Annotated in this window: 24 protein-coding genes; 17 read left to right on the top strand and 7 right to left on the bottom strand. The window is 73.0% G+C overall.

The features are described 5' to 3' along the window. Positions 1 to 2: 2 nt before the first annotated feature. On the bottom strand, positions 3 to 530 hold the full coding sequence (locus ACR9ZK_RS00190; protein WP_481338766.1) for a CinA family protein: 528 nt from the start codon (positions 528 to 530) through the stop codon (positions 3 to 5). Between the two features lie 98 nt (positions 531 to 628). Between ACR9ZK_RS00190 and ACR9ZK_RS00185 the strand changes: the two genes are divergently transcribed. From ACR9ZK_RS00185 to ACR9ZK_RS00165, 5 genes are all read left to right on the top strand, one after another. Then, positions 629 to 1,750, top strand: a complete 1,122-nt coding sequence (locus ACR9ZK_RS00185; protein WP_481338764.1) for a YihY/virulence factor BrkB family protein — start codon at positions 629 to 631, stop codon at positions 1,748 to 1,750. Positions 1,751 to 1,913: 163 nt separating this feature from the next. Beyond that, positions 1,914 to 2,480 (top strand): hemerythrin domain-containing protein, encoded by a 567-nt coding sequence (locus ACR9ZK_RS00180; RefSeq protein WP_481338762.1) that lies wholly within the window; start codon positions 1,914 to 1,916, stop codon positions 2,478 to 2,480. 157 nt (positions 2,481 to 2,637) lie between these two features. Further along, positions 2,638 to 3,096: a hypothetical protein gene (locus ACR9ZK_RS00175; protein WP_481338760.1), complete on the top strand. Its 459-nt coding sequence runs from the start codon at positions 2,638 to 2,640 to the stop codon at positions 3,094 to 3,096. Then, positions 3,093 to 4,322 (top strand): NRAMP family divalent metal transporter, encoded by a 1,230-nt coding sequence (locus ACR9ZK_RS00170; protein ID WP_481338758.1) that lies wholly within the window; start codon positions 3,093 to 3,095, stop codon positions 4,320 to 4,322. Before ACR9ZK_RS00175 ends, ACR9ZK_RS00170 begins: the two co-directional genes overlap by 4 nt. Positions 4,323 to 4,329: 7 nt before the next feature. Continuing rightward, complete coding sequence (locus ACR9ZK_RS00165; protein WP_481338756.1) at positions 4,330 to 5,220, top strand: PRC-barrel domain-containing protein; 891 nt, start codon at positions 4,330 to 4,332, stop codon at positions 5,218 to 5,220. Between the two features lie 6 nt (positions 5,221 to 5,226). On the opposite strand, the gene ACR9ZK_RS00160 is transcribed toward ACR9ZK_RS00165, so the two are convergent. Further along, the gene (locus ACR9ZK_RS00160; protein ID WP_481338754.1) at positions 5,227 to 5,988 is read right to left on the bottom strand and encodes a glycosyltransferase family 2 protein; all 762 of its coding nucleotides are present in this window, start codon (positions 5,986 to 5,988) and stop codon (positions 5,227 to 5,229) included. A 507-nt stretch (positions 5,989 to 6,495) separates the two neighbouring features. Beyond that, positions 6,496 to 7,494, bottom strand: a complete 999-nt coding sequence (locus ACR9ZK_RS00155; protein ID WP_481338752.1) for a helix-turn-helix transcriptional regulator — start codon at positions 7,492 to 7,494, stop codon at positions 6,496 to 6,498. A 365-nt stretch (positions 7,495 to 7,859) separates the two neighbouring features. Between ACR9ZK_RS00155 and ACR9ZK_RS00150 the strand changes: the two genes are divergently transcribed. From ACR9ZK_RS00150 to ACR9ZK_RS00120, 7 genes are all read left to right on the top strand, one after another. Beyond that, positions 7,860 to 8,414: a GAF domain-containing protein gene (locus ACR9ZK_RS00150; protein WP_481338749.1), complete on the top strand. Its 555-nt coding sequence runs from the start codon at positions 7,860 to 7,862 to the stop codon at positions 8,412 to 8,414. Continuing rightward, positions 8,411 to 9,133: a GAF and ANTAR domain-containing protein gene (locus ACR9ZK_RS00145; RefSeq protein WP_481338747.1), complete on the top strand. Its 723-nt coding sequence runs from the start codon at positions 8,411 to 8,413 to the stop codon at positions 9,131 to 9,133. Before ACR9ZK_RS00150 ends, ACR9ZK_RS00145 begins: the two co-directional genes overlap by 4 nt. Continuing rightward, positions 9,130 to 9,636: an ANTAR domain-containing protein gene (locus ACR9ZK_RS00140; RefSeq protein WP_481338745.1), complete on the top strand. Its 507-nt coding sequence runs from the start codon at positions 9,130 to 9,132 to the stop codon at positions 9,634 to 9,636. Before ACR9ZK_RS00145 ends, ACR9ZK_RS00140 begins: the two co-directional genes overlap by 4 nt. A 133-nt stretch (positions 9,637 to 9,769) precedes the next feature. Beyond that, positions 9,770 to 10,570 (top strand): GAF and ANTAR domain-containing protein, encoded by an 801-nt coding sequence (locus ACR9ZK_RS00135; RefSeq protein WP_481338743.1) that lies wholly within the window; start codon positions 9,770 to 9,772, stop codon positions 10,568 to 10,570. A gap of 83 nt (positions 10,571 to 10,653) precedes the next feature. After that, positions 10,654 to 12,021 carry an ABC transporter substrate-binding protein gene (locus ACR9ZK_RS00130; RefSeq protein ID WP_481338740.1) on the top strand — a complete coding sequence of 456 codons (1,368 nt, stop codon included), beginning with the start codon at positions 10,654 to 10,656 and terminating at the stop codon, positions 12,019 to 12,021. Further along, positions 12,014 to 12,961 (top strand): carbohydrate ABC transporter permease, encoded by a 948-nt coding sequence (locus ACR9ZK_RS00125; protein ID WP_481338738.1) that lies wholly within the window; start codon positions 12,014 to 12,016, stop codon positions 12,959 to 12,961. The genes ACR9ZK_RS00130 and ACR9ZK_RS00125 overlap by 8 nt, the downstream gene beginning before the upstream one ends. Beyond that, positions 12,958 to 13,896 carry a carbohydrate ABC transporter permease gene (locus ACR9ZK_RS00120; RefSeq protein ID WP_481338736.1) on the top strand — a complete coding sequence of 313 codons (939 nt, stop codon included), beginning with the start codon at positions 12,958 to 12,960 and terminating at the stop codon, positions 13,894 to 13,896. Before ACR9ZK_RS00125 ends, ACR9ZK_RS00120 begins: the two co-directional genes overlap by 4 nt. 130 nt (positions 13,897 to 14,026) lie before the next feature. On the opposite strand, the gene ACR9ZK_RS00115 is transcribed toward ACR9ZK_RS00120, so the two are convergent. Beyond that, entirely contained in the window at positions 14,027 to 14,929 is a 903-nt protein-coding gene (locus tag ACR9ZK_RS00115; RefSeq protein ID WP_481338734.1) for a sigma-70 family RNA polymerase sigma factor, read from the bottom strand. 209 nt (positions 14,930 to 15,138) lie between these two features. On the opposite strand from ACR9ZK_RS00115, the gene ACR9ZK_RS00110 reads away from it, so the two are divergent. Together ACR9ZK_RS00110 and ACR9ZK_RS00105 are read left to right on the top strand one after the other, a co-directional pair. Next, complete coding sequence (locus tag ACR9ZK_RS00110) at positions 15,139 to 16,044, top strand: SDR family oxidoreductase (protein WP_481338732.1); 906 nt, start codon at positions 15,139 to 15,141, stop codon at positions 16,042 to 16,044. Continuing rightward, complete coding sequence (locus ACR9ZK_RS00105) at positions 16,044 to 16,775, top strand: UdgX family uracil-DNA binding protein (protein WP_481338730.1); 732 nt, start codon at positions 16,044 to 16,046, stop codon at positions 16,773 to 16,775. Before ACR9ZK_RS00110 ends, ACR9ZK_RS00105 begins: the two co-directional genes overlap by 1 nt. A 105-nt stretch (positions 16,776 to 16,880) precedes the next feature. On the opposite strand, the gene ACR9ZK_RS00100 is transcribed toward ACR9ZK_RS00105, so the two are convergent. Continuing rightward, positions 16,881 to 17,348 (bottom strand): hypothetical protein, encoded by a 468-nt coding sequence (locus tag ACR9ZK_RS00100; RefSeq protein WP_481338727.1) that lies wholly within the window; start codon positions 17,346 to 17,348, stop codon positions 16,881 to 16,883. Between the two features lie 86 nt (positions 17,349 to 17,434). After that, positions 17,435 to 18,619: a zinc-dependent alcohol dehydrogenase gene (locus tag ACR9ZK_RS00095; protein WP_481338725.1), complete on the bottom strand. Its 1,185-nt coding sequence runs from the start codon at positions 18,617 to 18,619 to the stop codon at positions 17,435 to 17,437. A gap of 85 nt (positions 18,620 to 18,704) precedes the next feature. Here ACR9ZK_RS00095 and ACR9ZK_RS00090 point away from each other — a divergent pair, with 85 nt between their 5' ends. The 3 genes from ACR9ZK_RS00090 to ACR9ZK_RS00080 all read left to right on the top strand — a co-directional run bounded on the left by ACR9ZK_RS00090 (position 18,705) and on the right by ACR9ZK_RS00080 (position 21,564). Further along, the gene (locus ACR9ZK_RS00090) at positions 18,705 to 19,724 is read left to right on the top strand and encodes an SDR family NAD(P)-dependent oxidoreductase (RefSeq protein ID WP_481338723.1); all 1,020 of its coding nucleotides are present in this window, start codon (positions 18,705 to 18,707) and stop codon (positions 19,722 to 19,724) included. A gap of 543 nt (positions 19,725 to 20,267) precedes the next feature. Further along, positions 20,268 to 20,468 (top strand): hypothetical protein, encoded by a 201-nt coding sequence (locus ACR9ZK_RS00085; protein WP_481338721.1) that lies wholly within the window; start codon positions 20,268 to 20,270, stop codon positions 20,466 to 20,468. 34 nt (positions 20,469 to 20,502) lie between these two features. Further along, the gene (locus ACR9ZK_RS00080) at positions 20,503 to 21,564 is read left to right on the top strand and encodes an aldo/keto reductase (protein WP_481338719.1); all 1,062 of its coding nucleotides are present in this window, start codon (positions 20,503 to 20,505) and stop codon (positions 21,562 to 21,564) included. 27 nt (positions 21,565 to 21,591) lie between these two features. Here the strand turns inward: ACR9ZK_RS00080 and ACR9ZK_RS00075 are convergent, their stop codons facing one another. After that, positions 21,592 to 22,392 (bottom strand): DUF5995 family protein, encoded by an 801-nt coding sequence (locus tag ACR9ZK_RS00075; protein WP_481338717.1) that lies wholly within the window; start codon positions 22,390 to 22,392, stop codon positions 21,592 to 21,594. Positions 22,393 to 22,440: the final 48 nt, after the last annotated feature.

Genomic DNA, 22,440 nt, shown 5'->3' with positions numbered 1-22,440 from the left:
GCCTACGCCCCCACGCCGCTGCCCTCTCCGTCGGACGCGACGTCGAGCAGGAGGCGCAGTGCCCGTCGCGTCGACCGTTCGACGACCTGCGCCGGGTCACCCGGCACGTGCCACAGCTCGGTGCGAACCTGCCCGTCCGGGCCGGCGACGCCGAACCACACCGTGCCCGGCGGCTGGCCCTCCTGGTCATCCGGTCCGCCCACGCCCGTCGTCGCCACGGACGTGTCGGCACGGAGCAGGTCGCGCACTCCGGTGGCCATCGCACGGGCGCACTCCCCGCTGATGACCGGACCATCGGGCACGCCGAGGACCTCGTGCTTCACCTGCGACGCGTACGCGACGACACCGCCGCGGAACCAGTCTCCGGAGTCGGAAGCCGCCGCGAGCCGCCCGGCGAGCTGACCACCGGTCAGCGACTCGGCTGCGGCCGCGGTCCAGCCCCGGCGGCGCACCACGTCGGCCACCTGCTCGGCCAGGTCGGCGGCGTCCGTGTCGTCGGGGGGCAGCGTCTTCGGGTCGGTCGCGGTCACGTCCACGTCCTACCCGCCGCGGGGTTCCGGCAGCGGGGTCGGGCAGCCGTTTCACCGGATCGTGCACCGGGCCCCGGCCGGCCGGGTACGCGGGAGGCATGGCACCCCAGGACAGCACCACCTCACCGACGTCCACCACCTCGGGCTCCGCACGTCCCACGGCCTCGGGGGGACGGCACCGCGTGCCGGCGGACCGTCGCGAGGAACCGGACGCACCCACCGACCTGTCGAGGGAGTCGCTCCGCGCCGTCCTCGTGCGGGCGCGTCGCGAGTTCCGGCGCGACCGGCTCACCGACCTCGCCGCCGCCCTGACCTACTACGGGCTGCTCTCGCTGGCGCCGGCACTCGTCGTGCTCGTCGCCGGGCTGGGGCTGGCCGGCCCGGGCGTCACCGAGCGTGTCATCGCCCAGACGCAGACGCTCGCGCCCGGCTCGAGCGCCCAGTTCGTCGCGCAGCTCGTCCACCAGGCGCAGGCCAACCGCACCGGGGCGGGGCTCGGTGCGGTGCTCGGCATCCTCGTGGCCCTGTGGTCAGCCTCCGGCTACGTCGCGGCGTTCATGCGAGCCTCGAACGTCGTCTACGACGTGCCCGAGGGCCGCCCGATCTGGAAGACCGTGCCGATCCGCATCGGCGTCACCGTGCTGGCCGTCGTCGTCCTCGTCGTCTCGGCCGTCATCGTCGTCGTCTCCGGGCCGGTGGCCCACCAGGTCGGCGACCTCGTCGGTGCCGGTGACACGGCCGTGCTGCTGTGGAACATCCTCAAGTGGCCGGTCCTGCTCGTCATCCTCTCGGTGCTCCTCGCCGTTCTCTTCTGGGCCAGCCCGAACGCGCGCCAGGGCGGCGTCCGCTGGGTGAGTCCCGGCGGCCTCATCGCCGTGGTCATCTGGGTCGTCGCCTCCGCCCTCTTCGCCCTCTACGTCGCGTTCTTCGCCTCGTACAACAAGACCTACGGGTCGCTCGCGGGCGTCGTCATCTTCCTCGTCTGGCTCTGGCTGACGAACATCGCGCTCCTGCTCGGCGCGGAGATCAACGCCGAGCTCGACCGGGGCCGGGCCATCGCCGGCGGCCTGCCCGAGCACGTCGAGCCCTTCGCCGAACCGCGGGACACGCGCGCCATGGACGACGAGGAGCGCGCCCAGGCCGAACGAGCGGTGCGCTACCGCGCGGACCTGCCCTCGACGGACGGGGCGGACCGCGGTCCTGCCGACGACCGGGCCTGACGGCCGGGATCGTCCCGCGCGCCACAGGAGGGGTGTTTCCCGCCGCCGAGGCCGGTCCGAGCGCGGTCAGCCCGTTTTGCGTGCGGGTGTGCCGGGTAGGAGACAGGTGACCCGCGGCCGCGCCGGTACGCGAGCCGCCCGAACGACTCCACGAGGAGATGCCGTGCCCGACGTCGTTGACGTGATCATGAACGACCACCGCGAGGTGGAGCGACTCTTCGACCTGCTCCGCGACCCGGGCACCCGGGCACAGAACGTGCCCCTGCTGGTCACCCTCCTCACCGCCCACAGCCGCGCCGAGGAGGCCGAGGTCTACCCGGTCGCCCGTGACGAGGCGGGGGCGGCCGACGACGTCGCCCACTCCCAGGCCGAGCACGCCGAGGCCGACGAGCTGCTCGCGCGCCTGCAGGAGACCGACCCTGCCTCGAGCGACTTCGACGCGGTCCTGTCGGAGCTCGTCGACGCGGTGACCCACCACGTCGAGGAGGAGGAGGAGTCGGTGCTGCCGGCGATGCGCTCGGGCCTGGACGACACCCGCCGCGCCGAGCTGGCCGACGCCTTCCTCGCCAGTCGCGCCGAGCACCTCGGCGCCGGTCCGGACGACATCACCCTGCAGGAGCGCCGCCAGCAGGCCGCCAACGCCGACCTCGAGGGCCGCGGCGCCATGGGCAAGGACGAGATCGCCAGCGAGCTCAAGGCCAAGGCCGAGGAGGAGGAGTCCGAGGGCTGAACGCTGCTGGTCGCTACGGTGGAGGTGGTCGCATGACGGACGGGTTCGCCCTCGGCTTCGGCTGGCTGCTGTTCGGGGCCATGCTGCTCGTGCTGGCCGTCCGCGTCCTCGGGACCCGGCGGTAGCCGTGGGCGACAGGCGGCGCTCGCGCGCAGCGGTGAGCCCCGGCCGGGCCGCCATCGCCGGCGCCCTGCTGACGCTGACCGTGTCCTCGTGCGTCGCGCCGGCCTTCGACTCGGGTGCCTACGAGGAGAACGCCGTGCACGCACTCGACTCCGCGACGGGTGAGACGCGCACGGCCGCCATCGCGCTGGATGCGGCCCTGCAGGGCCGGGTCAGCCAGGCCTACCTCGACACCGTCGTCAGCGCGTCGGAGCAGGCCCTCGGACCGGTCCAGGACAGCTTCGGCGCGGTGGACGCGCCGTCCACGTCCGATGACAAGCTGCGCGACCGTGTGACGTCGCTGCTGCAGGACGCGTCGGACGGCTTGACCGACGCGCGCATCGCGGTGCGCCGACACGACCGCCCCGCCATGCGGGACGCCGTCACGACGCTGCGCAAGGCGGCCGACGCGCTCGAGACGGAGTCCGACGATCTGACGGGGAGTGGCTCGTGAAGAAGCTGTTCGCCCTGACGCTCGGGATCCTCACGGCCATCGGCGGTTTCGTCGACATCGGGGACCTCGTGACCAACGGTCTCGTGGGCTCCAGGTACGGCATGTCCCTGGCCTGGGTCGTCGTCGTCGGGATCCTCGGGATCTGCGTCTTCGCGGAGATGAGCGGACGGGTCGCGGCCGTCAGTGGCCGCGCCACCTTCGACCTCGTCCGCGAACGGCTCGGACCGCGGATGGGGCTGCTCAACCTCGTCGCCTCGATGCTCGTGACGTTGCTGACCTTCGTCGCGGAGATCGGCGGCGTGGCCCTCGCACTCGAGCTGGCCTCGGACATCCACCCGTACCTGTGGATCCCGGTGGCGGGCGCCGCTGTCTGGATCGTCCTCTGGCGGGTCAAGTTCGCGGTGCTCGAGAACGCGTTCGGAATCGCGGGTCTGGCGCTCGTGGTCTTCGCCGTCGCGCTGTGGCAGCTCGGCCCGGACTGGGCAGACCTGTGGCGACAGGCGTCCCGACCGTTCGTCCCGCACGACGAGAGCCACACGACGTACTTCTACTACGCCATCGCGCTCTTCGGCGCGGCCATGACGCCGTACGAGGTCTTCTTCTTCTCCTCCGGCGGGGTCGAGGAGCACTGGTCCCCCAAGGACCTGTCCACGATGCGCGCCAACGTCTTCGTCGGCTTCCCCCTCGGGGGGCTCATCTCGCTTGCCATCGCCGCCGTGGCGGCGGTCGTCTACCTTCCCGAGGGCATCGAGCTGTCGACGCTCGGGCAGGTCACGCTGCCTGTGCCGCTGGCGCTCGGGCAGGTGGGGCTCGTGCTCGTGCTGCTCGGCGTCTTCGCCGCGACCTTCGGGGCCGCCTGCGAGACAGGCCTGTCCGTCGGCTACAGCATCTCGCAGTACTTCGGGTGGCAGTGGGGCAAGTACGTGCGACCGATGCAGGCCTCGCGCTTCCACACCGTCCTGCTGGTGTCGGCGATCGTGGCGGTGGGCACGCTCCTGACGACGGTCGACCCGATCATGGTGACCGAGTACTCGGTCGTCTTCTCGGCGGTGGCGCTGCCCCTGACCTATCTGCCGATCCTCGTCGTGGCCAACGACCGCACCTACATGGGCCGATATGCCAACGGGCGCCTGGCCAACACGCTGGGGTCGATCTACCTCGTCATCGTGGTCGTGGCCTCGCTGGCGGCGATCCCGCTGATGATCGTCACCCGGGCCGGGCAGTGAGGACGCCATGACATCGCAGCCGCCCGCACCCGTCCCCGCAGGCTCCCACACGCGTCTGCGCCTGCCCGAGGGCACAGAACGCGTCGACCTCGTGCTCCGTCTGCTCGACCACCAGGTCGTCGGTCCCGAGGGTGAGCTGCTCGGCAACGTCGACGACCTCGTGCTCGGCAGCCTCGACGGACGCTGGCACGTGACCGGGTTCGCCGTCGGGCCGGGCGCTCTGTCCGAGCGCCTCCCGGGCCTGCTCGGCGACTGGCTCGGGGCGGTCTGGCGCCGGCTCCATCCGGACCCGGACCCGCAGCCGGTCGTCGTCCCCATCGAGCACGTGACGCGGATCGGTTCGGCCATCGAGGTGGACGCCGAGGCGGCCCGCGCCCTCGCGGGGGTGCAGGGCCTGGAGCTGTGGCTGCGCCGGTACCTCACGGGGCGCCTCCCGGGGGCGACGGACGGGGGCGACGAACGGGACGAGAACCGGGTCGACAGCGACTCGCGAACGGGTGAGCCGCCGCACCGCACGGGTCCTGCCGCAGCCGGTGAGCCGGGGTGGCGGCCGGCGCCGGACGCCGTGCTGGCCAGTGCCGTGCTCGGTCGTGAAGTGTTCTCGGCGGATGGTCGCCGTCTGGGGCAGGTCGTCGAGCTGCACGGTGCGGGGCGACCGGCCGGTGCCCACCAGGTACCGATCGAGGTGGTGGCGGTGCAGGTCGGCCCGCACGGTCGCGGCACGCAGCTCGGCTACACGGACGACCCACGCCAGGGTCCGGCCATCGTCGGCGCGCTCGTGCGTCGGTGGCAGCGGGCGAACCGCGTGGTCCCCGTGGAAGGCATGGCCGGTTGGCCCCGGGACCGGCTCGTGGTCGCCGACGCCGACCGGACCGTGCACCCGCACATCGCGTGGTGACCGGCGTCACCCGATGTCGACGATGGACTCCCAGCTCGCCGTCCGCCCGAGGTCGTGCAGGTAGGGACCGAAGCCCTCCGGGGCGCGTGCCGTGTCGCGCAGCGAGGTGACGACGCCGGCGGGAGTCTCCTCGACGCGTCCACCGACCCGGCGCACCGCCTCGACGAGCGCCACGTCCTCGTTGGCCAGCAGCGAGCGGAAGCCGCCCGCCGCCCGGTACGTCGACAGGCGCACGCCCAGGTTGGCGCCGTGGACGCGCCGGTGGCCGCCGGCCTCGTGACGAGCCCGGACCCAGCGGGACAGGGCAGCCGGCTCGGGGTCGTTCTCGGGTTCGACGGGGCCCACGACGGCGTCGGCGCCTGCCTCCGCGAGCTGCACGTGGAGGATCAGCCAGTCCTCCGGCACCCTGCTGTCGGCATCGGTGCACGCGATCCAGACCCGGTCGCCGGCTGCCGCCGTCCGGCAACGGGCCAGGTGCACCGCATGGTCGACCCCGAGGGCGCGGGCCCGCCCGACGCCCCCACTCGTCGTCACGACGGAGACGGAGGGGTAGCCGGCAGCCACCCGGGCCGAGCGGTCGGTGCAGGCGTCGAGCGCCACGACGACCACGACGGAGACGTCGGGCCGAATCCGGCCGAGGGCCTCGGTGGCCCGGACGACCGAGGACAGGCAGGTACCGAGCAGGCGCTCCTCGTTCCGGGCCGGGACGACGACGGCCACGTGGGTCAGGGCGTCGGCATCGGGCCTCGCTGCGGCGGTCCGCGTCACGAGCGGCTCCTTCCAGGTCGGTGGCATCGTTCGCGATGCCGGTGTCGGCGGGGGAGTGCGGGGGAGTGCATGGGCCGCCCGGAGTCGGCGCAACCGGGCGGTCGCGCACCCCTTACCCCGCGGAGCGGTCCGTGACTCGCCTCGCCCGCCCTGCGTCACGACGGGCGCGACGCAGGGCGGACGACGCCGTCCCGACTGCGCTTCTGAACCGGGACGGCGCCGCCGTCTGCCGGTGTACCCCGACCTCCGATCCTCGATGCAGGGACGGGCGGCCGGCTGGACCGGGGCATCTGGTCGGAGCGCTACGTCACTGCTCACTCTCACTGAGCAGTGACGTACACGCTGACCCCCCACCGGCCCCGGGACACCCCGGCCGAGCGCTACGTCACTGCTCACTCTCACTGAGCAGTGACGTACACGCTGACCCCCCACCGGCCCAGGGACACCCCGGCCGAGCGCTACGTCACTGCTCACTCTCACTGAGCAGTGACGCAGGGGCCGTGCCGGTCACCCCTCGGTGACGGCGCCGGAGCGACGTCGGTGCCGTGAGGCGGCCAGCGTCTCGTGGGGGGCCTCGCCATACCGGCGACGGTAGGCGGCCGCGAACCGGCCCTGGTGGTAGAACCCCCAGCGCATCGCCACGTCGATGACGGTCGGGGACGGGTCACGGTCGCCCGACCCCAGCTCGCGGTGGGCCCGGTCGAGGCGGACCCGGCGCACGTACTCCGACGGCGTGGTCTCGAGGTACTTGCGAAAGGCGTTCTGCAGGGCCCGCGGCGTCACGGCTGCCGCCGAGGCCATGTCCGGCAGCGACACCGGCTCGGCGACGTGCGCCTCGATGAAGTCCAGAGCCCGGCACAGCGCGCGAGACGGTGCCGCGTCCTCGCGGTCGGCCTCGGTCGGTCCCAGGTCGGCCGTCGACGGGAAGGCCCGTAGGACCGCGGCCGCGAGGTCGTGCGAGGCCGTCTGGCGCACGAGGGAGGACGGGGTGGCCGCGGCGCTCGACAGCGTGTGGGCCACCGCCTCGACGGCCGACCGCAGCGCCGCACCCCGTTGCGCCGTCACGGGGCGGTGGTGCAGCAGGCGCACGGGGGCATCCTCCTCACCCCGGCCGGCGGCCACCTCCGTCAGCAGGCGCGGGTCGAACATGGTGACGCTGTAGCGAGCGCGGTTCACCGTGCCGGCGTACGGCCGGTCCGGCGGTGAGAGGGTGAAGACCTCGCCCGCGCCGAAGGTGCGGCTGTGCCGACCGCCTCCGACGCGGTGGTCCTCGATCCTGCCGTCGTCGATGCTGCACAGGCTGATCCGCCCGAGCGGCACGACGTCGTACCGCATCTCGAAGTCGACGTCGACATGGTCGATGGTGAGCGCGTCCGGCCCCTCCACCCGGTCGAGGTGGGCGTGCGGGTGCGGTGTAGTGCTGCGGACGCGCATCGGCGCGTAGGCCGCGCTGAGGAACTTCTCGATGCGGTCGAGGTCGGTGCTGTCGAAGACCACGGCGTCCATGGGGGGATCCGTTCGCCGGCGGCCGGTGAGGCCGTCATCGTCCCTCGTCCGAGGGGACGGGGGAGCCGCGGTCTGACCCCGACCCGTCTCCTCGACAGTACCCGTTCCCGCCCTTCCTCTGGCGCTGCGGGTCTCGGGGCACGTGCCGGAGGACACAACAGCATGTGTTTGCCTCACGCCTCCGGCATCGTCTAGGTTCGTCTCGAGCGCATGACCCTGCGCCTGCTCGAGTTCGCCCGACCGCCGTGTGTCCGCGGTCCTGCACCATCTCGGTCCCGAGTGGTGCCAAGGATCGGAGACACCTCCATGTCGATGCCCACGTCCCCCGTCCGTCGACCTGGCCCCCGCGTCGGTGGGGCTCGTCGATGAGCACGCAGACCGCCCCGGTGGGCGAGCCCTCGCTCGAGCCTGCCGCCTGGCCGGTGGCCAGCGCGGCCGCGCGCCTGCGCGAGACTGTCGGCGCGGTGCGCGACGTGCTTGGCGTCAGGGGCATCGCGCTCGTGCTGCTCGACGAGGAGGACCGGGCGCGTGAGGTGACCGCCATCGGTGACGACGCCTCGCGGCTCGTCGAGGCGGAGTGGCGGCTGGGCGTCGGTCCCGCCGTCGACGTCGTCGCCGAGGGGGCGCCGGTCACCGTCGTCGACCTCCAGGACGAGCCGCGGTACGTCGGGCTGGGCTGCCGTGAGACGGTCCCGGCCGCCCGGGCGGTGCTCTCCGTGCCCGTGCGCCTGCCGGGCGGGGGGCCGTACGACGTCATGGGCACCCTCGACCTCGTGCACGACCGGCCCCACACGTGGTCGACCGTCGAGGTCGGGACCGCCGAGGCCTTCGCCGGTGCCGTCGCCGCCCTCCTGCAGTTCACGGCGTGCGTCGGCCACGCCGGCGCCGACGACCGGGGTGGCGCTGGGGGTCGCGGGTGAGCGCCGGAGTCAACCCGGCGGCCCTCGCCGCCAGCCTGCGTCGCCTCGACCGGCGGGGCGACACCATCTCGCTGCGACCCTCGCTCCAGCGGGTCATCGAGGCATGCGACCAGCTGTTCGACGTCGACGGGAGCGGCCTCATGCTCACCGACGAGCACGGCGACCTCCACTACACCGCGGCGTCCGACGGACCGGGGAGGCTGCTCGAGCAGGCGCAGATCGAGACCGGGCAGGGGCCGTGCATCGACACCTTCAGCCAGGACATGGCGGTGGAGACGCAAGACGTCAGGGCCGACGAGCGGTGGCCCGACCTCGGGCCACGGCTCGAGGGACTCGGCGTCGCGGCGGTGCTCGGTGTTCCGGTGCACCTGGCCGGCGTCTGTGTCGGCAGCCTCAACCTGTACAAGGCCCGCCCGGTGGCGTGGGACCTGGCCATGCAGTCGGCCCTCGAGAAGTTCGCCGAGGTGGCCGAGACGATGATGTCCGCCGCTGTCGCGGCGGACCATGCCGGCGAGCTCGCCAGCCAGCTGTCCTACGCCCTGGAGTACCGGGCCCCGATCGAGCGGGGGGTCGGCTACCTCATGGGGCGTGACGGACTCTCCCAGGCGGACGCCTTCCAGGTCCTGCGCTCGGCGGCCCGCAGCAGCCGGCGCAAGATCGGCGAGGTCGCCGCGCAGCTGTTGGACACCGGGCGGCTACCCGGGGAGGACCTGCCATGAGCGACGAGGGCACCATCATGACCGGGGACGGCGAGGCCGTGGTCGGCGACCGTCCCCCGGCACCGGACGGCTTCCGGCCGATGCCGGTGCTGCCGGACGAGGCCCGTCGGGCCCTGGCGCGTCTCGTCGACGCCCTCTCCACCGGGACGCAACGCCCGGGTGGCCGGACCGGTCCGGCCACGCCGGCCGATGCGTTCGAGGAGCCGCTCCGCGCGCTCGTCGAGGCGCTCGCGGCCGCCGACGGCGCCGCGAGCGAGCTGCGCGCGCTCGCCGAACAGGCGGTGGCGCTGCACCACGAGCGCGACCACCTGCGGACCGCCCTGGCCACGAACCGCACCATCGGCGCAGCGGTGGGGATCATCATGACCCGGCACCGGCTGACCTACGCGGACGCGTTCGACCGGCTCGTGACGGCGAGCCAGCGCGCCAACCGCAAGCTGCGCGACATCGCGGGGGTCGTCGTCGAGACCGGGGCGCTGCCGGACGGGAGTGAGGCCGGCTAGCCCCCGGGAGCGCGACACGGGTAGCGTCGGAGGCAACGCACGGGGCACGAGTCGCGCGGACCCACGGACCCGCCGGTCGCCGTTGCGGCGGCAGCCGCCGTGGAGCCGACGAGACGTGAGCGAGGACCATCGCATGACACCGTCCACCGACGGCGCGGACCGCAGCCGGCCGATCGACCCCGCGGCCCTGGCCGCCAGCCTCGGCTCCCTCGGCCGCAGCGGCGCCGAGGCGCTGCTGCGACCGTCGCTGCAGCAGGTCGCCGAATCCTGTGTCGACCTGTTCCGGGTCGACGGCGCCGGGATCATGCTCGTGGACGACCGCAGCGACCTTCGGTACGTCGTCGCCACCGACGAACCGGGACGTCGGCTGGAGGACGCCGAGCTGGAGACGGGCGAGGGACCGTGCATCGAGGCGTTCGTGACGCGCCGACCCGTCACGGTCTTCGACCTCCACGCGGACCGACGCTGGCCGGTGCTGTCCCGGGTCGTCGCCGACAGCCCCATCCGCGGGGTCGTCGGCGTGCCCATCCACCTGAGCGGCGCCCCGGTGGGCACGCTCGACGTGTACCGCTCGACCCCGACGCGGTGGGAGCCGGACGCCCCTCAGGCGCTGCTCCGGTTCGCCGAGGTGGCCGAGCAGCTGATGCGCGCCTCCGTGGCCGCCGAGCGCGCGGACGAGCTCGCGGCGCAGCTGACGTACGCCCTCGAGCACCGCGCCCCCATCGAGCGCGCCGTCGGGTTCCTGATGGCCCGGCGTGGGCTGCCCCAACCGCAGGCGTTCGAGCTGTTGCGTTCGACTGCCCGGAGCACGCGTCGCCGGATCGGTGACGTCGCCACCGAGCTGCTCTCCACCGGTCGCCTCGGCGAGCCGGGACCGCAGGCCGCCCGGCCGGGACCAGCCACCCGCTCGACGCGTCGCGAGGACCGCGGCTAGCACGAGGACGTGTTCCCCCACGGCTGCTCGGGTAGTGCCCGGCCGAGCGGTGCCGGACGAGGCGCCCCGGACGAGGAGACACGATGCGTCGGACGATGGTCGGGCTGGGCGCCACGGCGGTGCTGCTGCTCGCCGGCTGTGCAGGGGTCGGCGACAGGGGCGGTGACGCCGGGGACGCGAGCGCCGGCGCCCCCACCGGAGCCCCCACCGGAGCCCTGAGGATCATGGGATTCGGCGGCGAGGACGAGGTGGGACAGGCGCGCATCAAGGCCTTCAAGGATGCCTACCCGTCGGTCGCGGTCACCAACAGCAAGGGCGACTTCGACGCCCAGCAGTTCCTCACGGCGCTCGCCAGCGGCAACCCGCCGGACCTCGTCTACATGGACCGCAACCTCATCGGCACGTACGCCAGGAAGGGCGCCGTCGTGCCGCTCGAGAGCTGTATCTCGGGCCAGAAGATCGACACGTCGCAGTACCGCGAGGCAGCGATGCGCTCGGTCACGCTCGGCGGGAAGGTGTACGGGATCCCGGAGTTCTACGTCGTCACGACGAACCTCGTCGATGCAGGCTCCCTGACCCAGGCCGGCGTCCGCCCGACCGACATCCAGACCAAGGACTGGGCCGCCCTCCGGGCCACGACCGCCAAGCTGTTCAAGGCCGACGGCGGCACCATCGAGCGGATCGGCTTCGACCCCAAGCTGCCCGAGTACTTCCCGCTGTGGGCCACGGCGAACGGCGCGACGATCGTCAAGGAGGACGGCGCCCCGAACCTCAACGACCCCAAGGCAGTCCAGGCGCTCGACTACACCGTCGGGCTGGTGAACGCGCAGGGCGGCTGGACGAGGTTCAAGTCGTTCCGGGACGCGTTCGACATCTTCGGGGAGAAGAACCCGCTCTCGGCACACGCCGTCGCCGCCTTCCCCATGGAGAACTGGTACGTCAACGTCCTGCGTGACTTCATCGGCAAGGGCCTCCAGCTGGAGAGCACGCCGTTCACCGACCACGAGGGCCGGCCGGTGAGCATGGTCGGCGGCAGCGCCTGGGCCATCCCGAAGGGCTCGAGGAACCCGACCGCCGCCTGCGCGTGGGCCAAGACGCTCACCGACAAGGACACGTGGATGAAGGCCGCTCGGGCCCGGATGCAGAAGGTGCAGGCCGACAAGAGCTTCTTCACCGGGCTGTTCACCGCCAACAAGCCAGCGGACGAGCAGATCAAGGCGATGTACCTCAAGAACGTGCCGGACCCCGGCTTCGAGCGGGCCATCACCAACCTCTACGACACGCTCGACGGTGCCGTGGCCCTCAACCCGTCCCCCGCCGGCGCGGAGATCGACGCCGCCTGGCGCAGCGCCGTGACGCGCGCCCTCGCCGGGCAGCCCGCCCAGCAGGCCCTCGACCAGGCCCAGAAGGAGGCGGAGACCGCCTTCACCAAGGCTGCCGGCAATGGCTGAGGTCGCCGTGGGGCGACACCTTCGGACGCGGATGCGGGGCTCCCTGTCGCGCAAGGAGGCTCGGTCGGCGTACCTGTTCCTCGCGCCGTGGGTCTTCGGGTTCCTCGTGTTCACGGCCGGGCCGATGGTCGCCAGCCTGTGGCTCTCGTTCACCGACTACTCGCTCGTCGACCAGGCGAACGTCGTCGGCCTCGAGAACTACCGGCAGCTGTGGAACGACCCGCGCGTCGCGAAGTCGCTCGAGAACACGTTCGTGTACGCGGCGCTCTTCGTGCCGCTCGGCACGGCGGTCGCCCTGGCCCTCGCCATGCTGCTGCACCGGGTGGGCCGCGCGGCCGGGTTCTTCCGGACCGTGTTCTACCTACCGGTCATGACGCCGGGGGTCGCGGCGGCGGCGATGTTCCTGCTCCTGCTCAACGGGCAGCGCGGGCTCGTCAACGAGGTGCTGGGCTGGGTCGGGATCGACGGTCCCGAGTGGACCACCGACCCGGCGTGGCTCAAGCCGTCGCTCGCCGTCGTCAGCCTGTGGACCGTGGGCGCCAGCATCATCATCTACCTCGCGGCGCTCAACAACGTCCCCAGGCAGCTGTACGAGGCCGCGCTCCTCGACGGGGCGGGGCCGGTCCGGCGCTTCGTCAGCGTGACGCTGCCGATGATCTCCGGGGCCCTCTTCTTCACCGTCATCACCCACACGATCGCGGCGATGCAGATGTTCGACCAGGCGTACACGATGTTCTACGGGCCGCAGCAGAAGGCGACGGCACCCGACGAGTCGCTCGTCTACATGGTCTACCTGTTCCAGAACGGGTTCGAGTTCTTCAAGATGGGCTTCGCCTCGGCGATGGCCTGGCTGCTGTTCGTCATCATCCTCGTCATCACGCTCGTGCAGGTGCGCATCGGCAACCGCTTCGTCTACTACGAGGGAGGGCCGACGCGATGAGCATCGACACGCGCGACCTGCCGCCGTTCACCGAGCCGCCCCTCGAAGGCGCCCCGACGCCCTTGGAGCAGTGGGCGTCCCGGGGTCGGCCGCGGCGACCGGGCCGGGTGACCGGGCCGCTCCGGCTCGCCAAGTGGCTCGCGCTGCTCGTCGCGAGCATCGCGTTCGCCTACCCGCTCGTCTGGCTCGTCAGCGCCTCCCTCAAGCCGAAGTCCCAGGTCTTCGACAACCGGCTCGTCCCCGAGACGGTCCAGTGGTCGAACTTCGTCGAGGTGTGGAACGCCGGACCGGTGCTGCGCTGGCTGCTCAACTCCGGCGTCGTGGCCGTCATGGCGGCCCTGACCGTGACGCTGTCGAGCGCCTTCATCGCGTTCGGGTTCGCCTACTTCCGGTTCCGGCTGCGCGGACCCCTGTTCGGCCTCGTCCTGGCCACCATGATGCTGCCGGGCGCGGTGACGATGATCCCGGTCTACCTCATCTGGCACCGGCTCGGGCTCGTCGACACCCAGGTGCCCCTGTGGGCGAACAACCTCTTCGGGTCGGCCTTCTACATCTTCCTCATGCGCCAGTTCTTCCTCGGCATCCCGCGGGAGCTGTTCGAGGCGGCCCGGATCGACGGCTGCAGCCACGTCGGGCTGTTCCGCCGGATCGCCCTGCCCCTGTGCCGACCGGCGCTCATCATCGTGTTCATCTTCGAGCTGCAGGCCAGCTGGTCGGACCTGCTCAAGCCGCTCATCTACCTGCAGACCGAGGAGTACTACACGATGCCGCGCGGCCTCAAGCAGATCGTCGACGGGTTCGCCCTGTCGGGGGAGTACCACTGGGAGATCGCCATGGCCGCGACGCTCGTGGCGACGCTGCCCATGATCGTCGTCTTCGCCCTGGGCCAGCGGTACTTCATGGAGGGTCTGGCCACGACGGCCAAGCAGGGCTGAGGCGGGCCGCCGTCACACGCCGTAACGGTGCCGTCACAGACGGGCACCGCCGTACCGGTCCGCGTGGGACCGGTACGGCGGCTCGTCACCCGCCTCCCCGGGTGGGTCGGTGCGGGGCCTCGTGGGCCCGTCAGCTGGCCAACGGCTCGGGATGGTCGGCCAGCTCGTCGCGCAGCTGCTTGAAGACGCGCCCCAGCAGTCGGGACACCTGCATCTGCGTCGCGCCCAGCTCGCACGCGATCTCGCGCTGGGTGCGGTCCTCGACGAACCGCAGGCGCAGCACCTGACGCGTCTGGGCCGGGAGGCCGGCCAGCGCGCGGCCGAGGTCGACGTGGTCGCACAGCAGCTCGAGATCGGGGTCGTTCTCGCACACCGCGTCCGCGACGTGGTTCTGCTCGCCCGTCGTGCTCGGCAGGTCGATCGACAGGGGCCGGAAGCTGGAGTCGGAGCCCTCGGCCTCGCCCAGGTCGGCGGGGTCGACGCCGAGCGCGGCCGCCAGCTCGGCGCGCGTCGGGGTCCGGCCCAGCTCGTGCGTGAGGACCTCGCGTCGCTGGCGCAAGGCGAGTCGCAGCTCCTGCACGCGGCGCGATGGCCGCACGACCCAGCCGTGGTCGCGGAAGTGCCGCTTCAGCTCGCCGGACACCGTCGGCACGGCGAAACCGGCGAAGGAGGCCCCGACGCGCGGTCGGTAGCGACGGATCGCCTTGAGCAGCGCCAGACGCGCCACCTGGAGCAGGTCGTCCCGCTCGATGCCCCGGTTGGTGTAGCGACGAGCGAGCCCGTCGCACAGCTCGACGTGCAGGGAGAAGATCTGCTCGACGACGTGGCGCCCCTCCGGGCTGTCGACGTCACCGATGCTCGCGAGCTCGGCGAACAGCTCGTCGGTGCGGGCGTCCCGCTCGGCGTGGACGCGGGCCGACTCGCGTCGGCGGGCAGCGGCGCGGGTCGAGCTGCCGCTGGTGGTGCCCGGGGCGGTTCCCGGGATGGTTCGCGGAGCGGTCTCCGGGGTGGACGTAGGGGTGGGAGATGTCATGCCAGTCCTCCGTCGATGGTTCGGACAGAGTCGGCACGTGGTTGGACCGCTCGGGTTGCCCTTCGACCCTCGCACCGACGGGCGCCGATGGAAAAGCCGAAATGCGAAGCGTCGGGCTCGGCAGACCGCCGTGCGGGCCGTTTGCCCCGAAGTGCCTCGGGTAGAGGCCTGGTGAGCACGTCCGGTCCGTCCGAGCACCAGGAGATGACATGACGTCCGAGATCGGCGACCGCGCCGCCGCCATGGTGCGTGACGACGACAGCGGCGGCTTCCCCGCGCAGCAGCAGGACCCGCCCGGCCTGACGAGCCGCATGGACCCTGTGCCGGACCACGGTGAGGAGACCTATGTCGGGCACGGCCGGCTGGCCGGCCTCCGCGCGCTCGTCACCGGCGGTGACTCCGGCATCGGCCGTGCGGTGGCCATCGCCTTCGCGCGGGAGGGAGCCGATGTCGCGATCAGCTACCTCGAGCCCGAGCAACCGGATGCCGAGGACACCATCGGGTGGGTCCGCAAGGAAGGACGCAAGGGTGTCCTGCTGCCCGGAGACCTCGTCCACCGCCAGACGTGCCTGCAGGTCGTCGCCGACACCGTGCGCGAGCTGGGCGGCCTCGACATCCTCGTCAACAACGCGGGCTTCCACTGGGACAAGGGCCCCCAGGGGCTCGAGGGTCTGCAACCCGACAACGTCCACCGGGTGCTCGGCACGAACCTCGAGGCGGTGCTGTGGCTGTGCCAGGCGGCGCTGCCGCATCTCGGCCCGGGGTCGAGCATCATCAACACGACCTCCATCCAGGCCTACGACCCGTCACCGAGCCTGCTCGACTACGCGGCCACCAAGGCTGCCCTCAACAACCTCACCGTCAACCTCGCGGCGTCGCTCGGCCCTCGGGGCATCCGGGTCAACGCCGTGGCGCCGGGGCCCATCTGGACACCGCTGCAGCCGGCGACCCGCGAGGCGGACAGGATGGAGACCTTCGGCGCCCAGACGCCGCTCGGCCGGGCCGGGCAGCCGGCCGAGGTGGCGCCCGCGTACGTCTTCCTCGCCTCGCCGAGCGATGCCAGCTACGTGTCCGGGACGGTCCTCGGCGTGACCGGTGGCGGGGCGGTGTTCTGATGCCGCGCCGCCGGGGCGCGACGCCCTCCCCGGACGACGGTGAGGCGTCCGCTGCGCCCCCCACCCTGGGGTCCGAGGAGTTCCCCGGCGCGGGGCAGTGGGTTCCGCCGCACGCGACGGTGGCCGCCCTCCGCAGCGCGGTCGACGACTGCCGGGGATGCGACCTGTTCCGGGCGGCGAGCCAGGCGGTCATGGGCGACGGCCCGACGGACGCGCGTCTCATGGTCGTCGGCGAGCAGCCGGGCGACAAGGAGGACCTCGCCGGTCGGCCCTTCGTCGGCCCCGCCGGTCGGCTCCTCGACGAGGCACTCGCGGAGGCGGGGTTCGACCCGGGCGCCGTGTACCGCACCAACGCGGTCAAGCACTTCCGCTTCACGCAGCGCGGCAAGCGGCGGATCCACGAGGGACCGTCGCGCTGGCACGTCGCCGCCTGCGAGCCGTGGCTGCTCGCCGAGCTGGGCGCGGTGCGCCCACCGGTCGTCGTCCTGCTCGGAGCGACCGCCGGCCAGGCCGTCTTCGGCTCGTCCTTCCGGGTGGGAGCCATGCGTGGCCGGCGGCTCGAGTGGCCCGAGCGGAGCGCGTCGGCCTGGACCCCGTCCGCGGTCGTCGCCACCACCCACCCCTCGGCGGTGCTGCGGTCACGACACCGCGACGAGGACCTCGAGGCGCTCGTGGCCGACCTCGTCGTCGCGCGGCAGCTGCTCGACGACGGGGACCGCCCGCGCGACTGACGCCCGCGCGACTGACGCCCGCGCGACTGACGCCCGCGCGACTGACGCCCGCGCGACTGACGCCCGCACGGCCGGGTCAGCGCGACGTGCCGTCCCCGACCCGCCCTACCCGCCGTCGTGGACGAGAGCGCGCACGCTGTCGGCGTGGAGGCGCTCGAGCGTCTCCACCCGTCGGCGCGCCCCGGCGACGAGCGCCGGCAGGTCGAGGTCGCCGAGCCGGCCGTGGAGCGGGGTGAGCGCCTCGAGCGTCTGCCACAGGCGCAGGGTCCCGGTCGCCGCGAGCCCGAGGGCCTCGAGCTCGACGACGTCGGTGATCGGCGTCCGGTGTGACCACGACGCGTTGGGCTTGAGGCGCCCGATGCGTTCACCGAAGGTGCTCACCGTCCGTTGCACGCGGCTGGGCCGCACGCCGAGGGCCCGCATCGCCCCGGCCAGCGCGGCCCGGTCGGCGGTCGCGTCCTCCAGCAGCTCACCGAGCTCGCGTCGCACGGAGGCCTGCAGGTGGTTGCCTGCCGTCAGCGAGAGCCGCTTCGCGCCGGCGAGCTCGACCGCGTCGTGGTTCCGCAGGTACACCGCCAGCTGGTCCCTCGCCGACGGGCCGCCCGGGGCCTGTCGCGAGCCCCGTCGCGTGGCTCGCGAGGGGTTCGGTCCGGGCGTGGTCACGGGCGCAGCACCACCTTGAGGCAGCCGTCGTCCTTCTCGCGGAAGGTCCGGTACAGCTCGGGCGCCTCCTCGAGGCTGCCGTGGTGGGTGGCGAACGACTCGAGCCCGAGGACGTCCTCGTCGGCGTCGACGATGTCGAGCAGCTCGTCGGACCACCGGCGCACGTGGCACTGGCCCATTCGGATGGTCAGTCCCTTGTCGAAGAGGTCCATCATCGGCATCGGGTCGGCAGTGCCTCCGTAGACGCCGCTGATCGACAGGGTGCCGCCCCGCCGTACCGCGTCGACCGCGGTGTGCAGGGCCGCGAGCCGGTCGATGCCGCCGTGCTCGACCGCGGCGCGGGCCAGCGCCTTGGGCAGGCGCGCGGCGGCGTAGATGGCCTTCTCGGACAACGGGTTCCCGTGGGCCTCCATGCCCACGGCGTCGATGACGGCATCCGGTCCGCGGCCGTCCGTCAGGTCGCGCAGGGCGTCCGCGACGTCGTCGACGTCCGAGAGGTCGACGACCTCGGCGCCGCTGCGCCGCGCCAGCTCGAGCCGGTCGGGCACGAGGTCGACGCCGATGACACGTCCGACGCCGCGGTGGCGGGCGCTGCGTACGGCGAGCTGACCCACGGGCCCGAGGCCGAGGACCGCCAGCGTGTCGTTGCCGTTGACGCCGGCGTACTCGACGGCCTGCCACGCCGTGGGGAGGATGTCGGACAGGAACAGGTAGCGCTCGTCCGGCCGGCCATGTCGCACCTCGATCGGGCCGAAGTCGGCGTGGGGGACCCGCACGTACTCGGCCTGACCGCCCGGGACCGACCCGTAGAGGCTCGTGTAGCCGAAGAGGCTGGCGCCCTTGCCCTGCTCCGTGTTCTGGGTCGTCTCGCACTGGGCGAAGAGCCCCCGCTCGCACATCCAGCACCGCCCGCACGAGATGTTGAACGGCACGACGACGCGGTCGCCCGGCTCCAGCGTGCCGACGGCGTCGCCGACCTCCTCGACGATGCCCATGAACTCGTGCCCGAGGACGTCGCCCTGCTTCAGGTACGGCGCGAGCACGCCGTAGAGGTGCAGGTCGGAGCCGCAGATGGCGGTCGAGGTCACCCGGACGATCGCGTCGGTCGTGTGGTCGATGGTCGGTTCGGGTACCTCGACGACACGGACGTCTTCCATGCCCCACCAGCACACAGCCTTCATGACCCCGACCTACCCGGCGTGTCGGGTGCCAAACATCCGCACGACCCGGGTGGTGACCGCACCGCGGCACCTCGAGAGGACACCCATGGACCCCGCACAGGACGCCACCGTGCCGACGACCGACGCGACGTCCCCGCCGACCGGCCGACCGGGATCGGAGGCCGCCTCCGAGCCCGTGGCACTCGTCATCGGGGCCTCGCGCGGGTTGGGCCTGCTGCTGGCGCGCGAGCTTCTGCAGCGGGGCCACCGCGTCGTCGTGGCGGCCCGGGACGAGGCAGAGCTGGACCGCGCCGTCGAGCAGCTCGAAGCCGAGGGCGAGGTCCACGCGCGCGTCTGCGACGTCCGCGACCGTGACGCCGTCGGAGCCCTCGTGGGCGACGTCGAGCGCGAGCTGGGCCCGATCGAGGTGCTCCTCACCGTGGCCGGCATCATCCAGGTCGGTCCGGCGCGCGCCATGACGATGGGCGACTTCGAGGACGCGATCGCCACGATGACCTGGGGGCCGATCCACGCCGCGCTGTCGGTGCTGCCTCACATGCAGCGGCGAGGCCGCGGGCGCATCGGCACGGTCACCTCGATCGGTGGGGTCGTGCCGCCGCCCCACCTGCTGCCGTACGCCACGGCGAAGTTCGGCGCCGTCGGGTTCTCCGAGGGGCTCACCGCGGCTGTCAGCGGGTCGGGCGTCACGGCCACGACGGTCGTGCCCGGTCTCATGCGCACCGGGTCGCACCAGCGGGCCGTGTTCGCCGGCGAGGGGACGGCCGAGTACGCGTGGTTCGCGCCCGCCGCCTCGATGCCCCTGCTGTCGGTCGACGCCGACCGCGCCGCCCGACGCATCGTCGACGGGGTGCTCGGAGGACGGCCCATGGTCGTGCTGACCCCGCTCGCGTGGGTCGGGATGCGGGTGCACGGCCTGGCACCGGCCACGACGACTCGCCTGCTCGGTCTGGCCGGCCGGCTGCTGCCTGAGCGCCCGGCGCGGGGCAGCCGGCGGTCCGTGCCCGGCTACGAGGCGGCCCGCCGCCTCGCATCCCCGCTCGTCGACCGCCTCACGACGTTCGGGGACCGCGCTGCCGCCCAGACGAACGAGCGCGACGAGCCCTGAACCGCGGCCCGGGGCGCTGCTCGGCCGGTGGGTCAGCGAAGCCCCGGTCCGACGGGGACGGACCGGGGCTTCGCAGCGTCCGCGGCACGGGTCGTGGAGGGATGCCGGGAGCGGGTGGAGCGACCGTTCGGTCAGGGGTCGTCGAACGGGCGCTCCGGTGCCTCCATCGCCACCGACGCGACGGCGTTACGGGTCCGCACGGGGAAATCCCGGCAGTCGCCGAGAAACTTTCGAAAAGCGTGTCACGAATCCGTCATCGGGCCGTCTTCACTGTGACGGGGCCAGGCCGGTTCGTGGAGGGGCCGGCCCGGCCTCGTCCGTCAGGCTCCACCAGACTCTCGGACGCCGTCCGTGACCGAGGTGGGGGTGACGTCGTTGTAACTGACATCGGGCCACGGCCCGTGCTGGCGCGAGTGGTTCACGGGCCGGTGAGCGTCAGGGGGAACCTCACGGGTCCGCACAGCCACCGCACATGTGGAAGGAGCGGGTCAGCGTGTCGATCTCGAGGGACTCCCGGCTCGACCGGTTCGCCGGGGCGAGGCCATGACGGAGGACAACGTCTGCGCGCACCGGCGCCTGGAGACGCACTCGTGCTGGGCCTGGCCGGACGCCGAGGAGCGTCGGCTGCACGCCCTTCGCGGGGCCTCGGCCGGCGGCGGCCGTGCGCGCCTCCGCCGCGTGCGCCTCGCGCGCCTGGCCTGCCGCAGGGCCCACGCGCGCCCGGAGGACGGCGCCACGGCTTGACCTCGAGCGCGCTCGAGGGTCTTGACTCGTCCTCATGACAGCGAACAGTCCCGAGACGACTCCCTCGGCCGGCTCCACCGGGACACCGGCCGGCACCCGCACCCTCGGCACCCGCACCCTCGGTAGCGGTCCCGCCGCACTCACCGTGTCGACCCTCGGGCTGGGCTGCATGGGCATGTCCGAGTTCTACGGCACGGGTGACGAGCAGGAGGGCATCGCGACGATCCGCCGGGCCCTCGACCTCGGCGTCACCTTCCTCGACACCGCCGACATGTACGGGCCGTTCACGAACGAGAGACTCGTCGGCTCGGCCATTGCCGGGCGCCGGGACGAGGTCCGGGTCGCGACGAAGTTCGGCAACGAGCGTGCCGAGGACGGCAGGCGGCTCGGCATCAACGGGCGCCCCGAGTACGTCCGCCGGGCCGCCGACGCGTCGCTGCAGCGGCTCGGCGTCGACCACATCGACCTCTACTACCAGCACCGCGTCGACAAGAACGTGCCGATCGAGGAGACCGTCGGTGCGATGGCCGGGCTCGTGGCCGCCGGCAAGGTGCGCCACCTCGGTCTGTCCGAGGCCTCGCCGGAGACGATCCGCCGCGCCCACGCGGTGCACCCGATCACCGCCCTGCAGACCGAGTACTCGCTGTTCACCCGCGACGTCGAGGACGACATCCTTCCCCTGCTGCGCGAGCTCGGCATCGGGCTCGTGCCCTACTCGCCGCTCGGCCGCGGCATGCTCACCGGCGCCATCACCGCCGAGGCGGACCTCGAGTCGGGTGACTCGCGCCGCACGGCGTACTTCCCGCGCTTCCAGGGCGAGGCGCTCGAGGCCAACCTCTCGCTCGTCGACCGGGTCCGCGGGCTCGCCGCAACCAAGGGGGTGACACCCGGGCAGCTCGCCCTCGCCTGGGTCCTCGCGCAGGGCGCGGACGTCGTGCCGATCCCCGGCACCAAGCGCGTGCGCTACCTGGAGGAGAACGTCGGTGCAGCGGCCGTCGTGCTGACCCCGGACGACCTGACGGCGCTCGAGGCCGCGGTGCCGCGCGATGCCGTCGTCGGGGCCCGCTACGGCGACATGTCCTCCATCGACGACTGAGGCCTCGCGGCTCCCGGCGCCGACCCCTCAGGCCGCCGGTGGCAGCGTGACTCCGAACCCGGCCACGGCGAGGCGCAGGAGCACCTGACCGGGAGCGAGCAGGTCGGCGACCCGGGCCGCGCTGAGCACCTCCAGCTCGCGCAGCCGCGCGGCGTAGGCGTCGGGCCCGGCGAGACGGGCACGCTGCAGCTCGCCGGTGTTGTGCCACACCTTCTGTCGCGCCTCGCGGAGGAACCGCCGCGACGCGCCCCGGTTGGCGGGCACGAGGACGCGGTCGAGCAGGGTGCGCCGGGACGTCGCCGCCAGCTCGGCGTCCTCGGCGGCGACGCGTCCGGCGAGGACGGCGTCGATGCGCTCGTGGTCGCGCCGGCGCCGGGCCATCAGGCGCGGGTCGTCGAAGTCGGCGTCGTCGATGACGGCGAGGAGCGCCTGGGGGAGGTCGTAGTTGACGTGCGCGTTGATGCCGGCCAGGACGTTGCGCAGCGGGGGGAGCCCGGCCGGTACGTCGAACGCGAGGCGCCAGGGCCGCGACACGGTTCCGACACCGGTGAGGTCCGCGTCGAGCGCCTCGAGGTAGAGGCCGGCGAAGACGACGTCCCACCGCTCCACCCACTCGGTGTCCTCGAAGCACGCGCCCTCGAGGGCCCGGCCGACGGCGAGCGTCGTGCGCCGGTAGGTCGCGAGGAAGTCGCGCTGCGCGGCGCGACCGTCGTGCTCGGCCGACGCGAGCCGCGCCAGACGCTCGTCCATCCTCGCCACGACGTCGGCGACGCCGCGTCCGTCCGCCGGTCCGCCCATGTCCGGAATACGCTCACGGGTCGCGCTCACGCTCCTATTCTGGAGCGAGGACCGCGCGGCGTCAGCGAGAACGCGCAC

The organism is Monashia sp. HAY1-5C, assembly GCF_056755255.1.
The sequence above is the reverse complement of the archived record's forward strand: the minus strand, read 5'-3'. Positions and strand labels throughout refer to the sequence as shown.

Bases quoted from the DNA above. Each gene is read 5' to 3' on its own strand.
- ACR9ZK_RS00115 (WP_481338734.1), bottom strand. From the start codon at position 14,929: ATGACATCTCCCACCCCTACGTCCACCCCGGAGACCGCTCCGCGAACC.
- ACR9ZK_RS00120 (WP_481338736.1), top strand. From the start codon at position 12,958: ATGAGCATCGACACGCGCGACCTGCCGCCGTTCACCGAGCCGCCCCTC.
- ACR9ZK_RS00165 (WP_481338756.1), top strand. From the start codon at position 4,330: ATGACATCGCAGCCGCCCGCACCCGTCCCCGCAGGCTCCCACACGCGT.
- ACR9ZK_RS00155 (WP_481338752.1), bottom strand. From the start codon at position 7,494: ATGGACGCCGTGGTCTTCGACAGCACCGACCTCGACCGCATCGAGAAG.
- ACR9ZK_RS00150 (WP_481338749.1), top strand. From the start codon at position 7,860: ATGAGCACGCAGACCGCCCCGGTGGGCGAGCCCTCGCTCGAGCCTGCC.
- ACR9ZK_RS00125 (WP_481338738.1), top strand. From the start codon at position 12,014: ATGGCTGAGGTCGCCGTGGGGCGACACCTTCGGACGCGGATGCGGGGC.
- ACR9ZK_RS00080 (WP_481338719.1), top strand. From the start codon at position 20,503: ATGACAGCGAACAGTCCCGAGACGACTCCCTCGGCCGGCTCCACCGGG.
- ACR9ZK_RS00110 (WP_481338732.1), top strand. From the start codon at position 15,139: ATGACGTCCGAGATCGGCGACCGCGCCGCCGCCATGGTGCGTGACGAC.
- ACR9ZK_RS00105 (WP_481338730.1), top strand. From the start codon at position 16,044: ATGCCGCGCCGCCGGGGCGCGACGCCCTCCCCGGACGACGGTGAGGCG.
- ACR9ZK_RS00140 (WP_481338745.1), top strand. From the start codon at position 9,130: ATGAGCGACGAGGGCACCATCATGACCGGGGACGGCGAGGCCGTGGTC.
- ACR9ZK_RS00135 (WP_481338743.1), top strand. From the start codon at position 9,770: ATGACACCGTCCACCGACGGCGCGGACCGCAGCCGGCCGATCGACCCC.
- ACR9ZK_RS00130 (WP_481338740.1), top strand. From the start codon at position 10,654: ATGCGTCGGACGATGGTCGGGCTGGGCGCCACGGCGGTGCTGCTGCTC.
- ACR9ZK_RS00095 (WP_481338725.1), bottom strand. From the start codon at position 18,619: ATGAAGGCTGTGTGCTGGTGGGGCATGGAAGACGTCCGTGTCGTCGAG.
- ACR9ZK_RS00185 (WP_481338764.1), top strand. From the start codon at position 629: ATGGCACCCCAGGACAGCACCACCTCACCGACGTCCACCACCTCGGGC.
- ACR9ZK_RS00085 (WP_481338721.1), top strand. From the start codon at position 20,268: ATGACGGAGGACAACGTCTGCGCGCACCGGCGCCTGGAGACGCACTCG.
- ACR9ZK_RS00090 (WP_481338723.1), top strand. From the start codon at position 18,705: ATGGACCCCGCACAGGACGCCACCGTGCCGACGACCGACGCGACGTCC.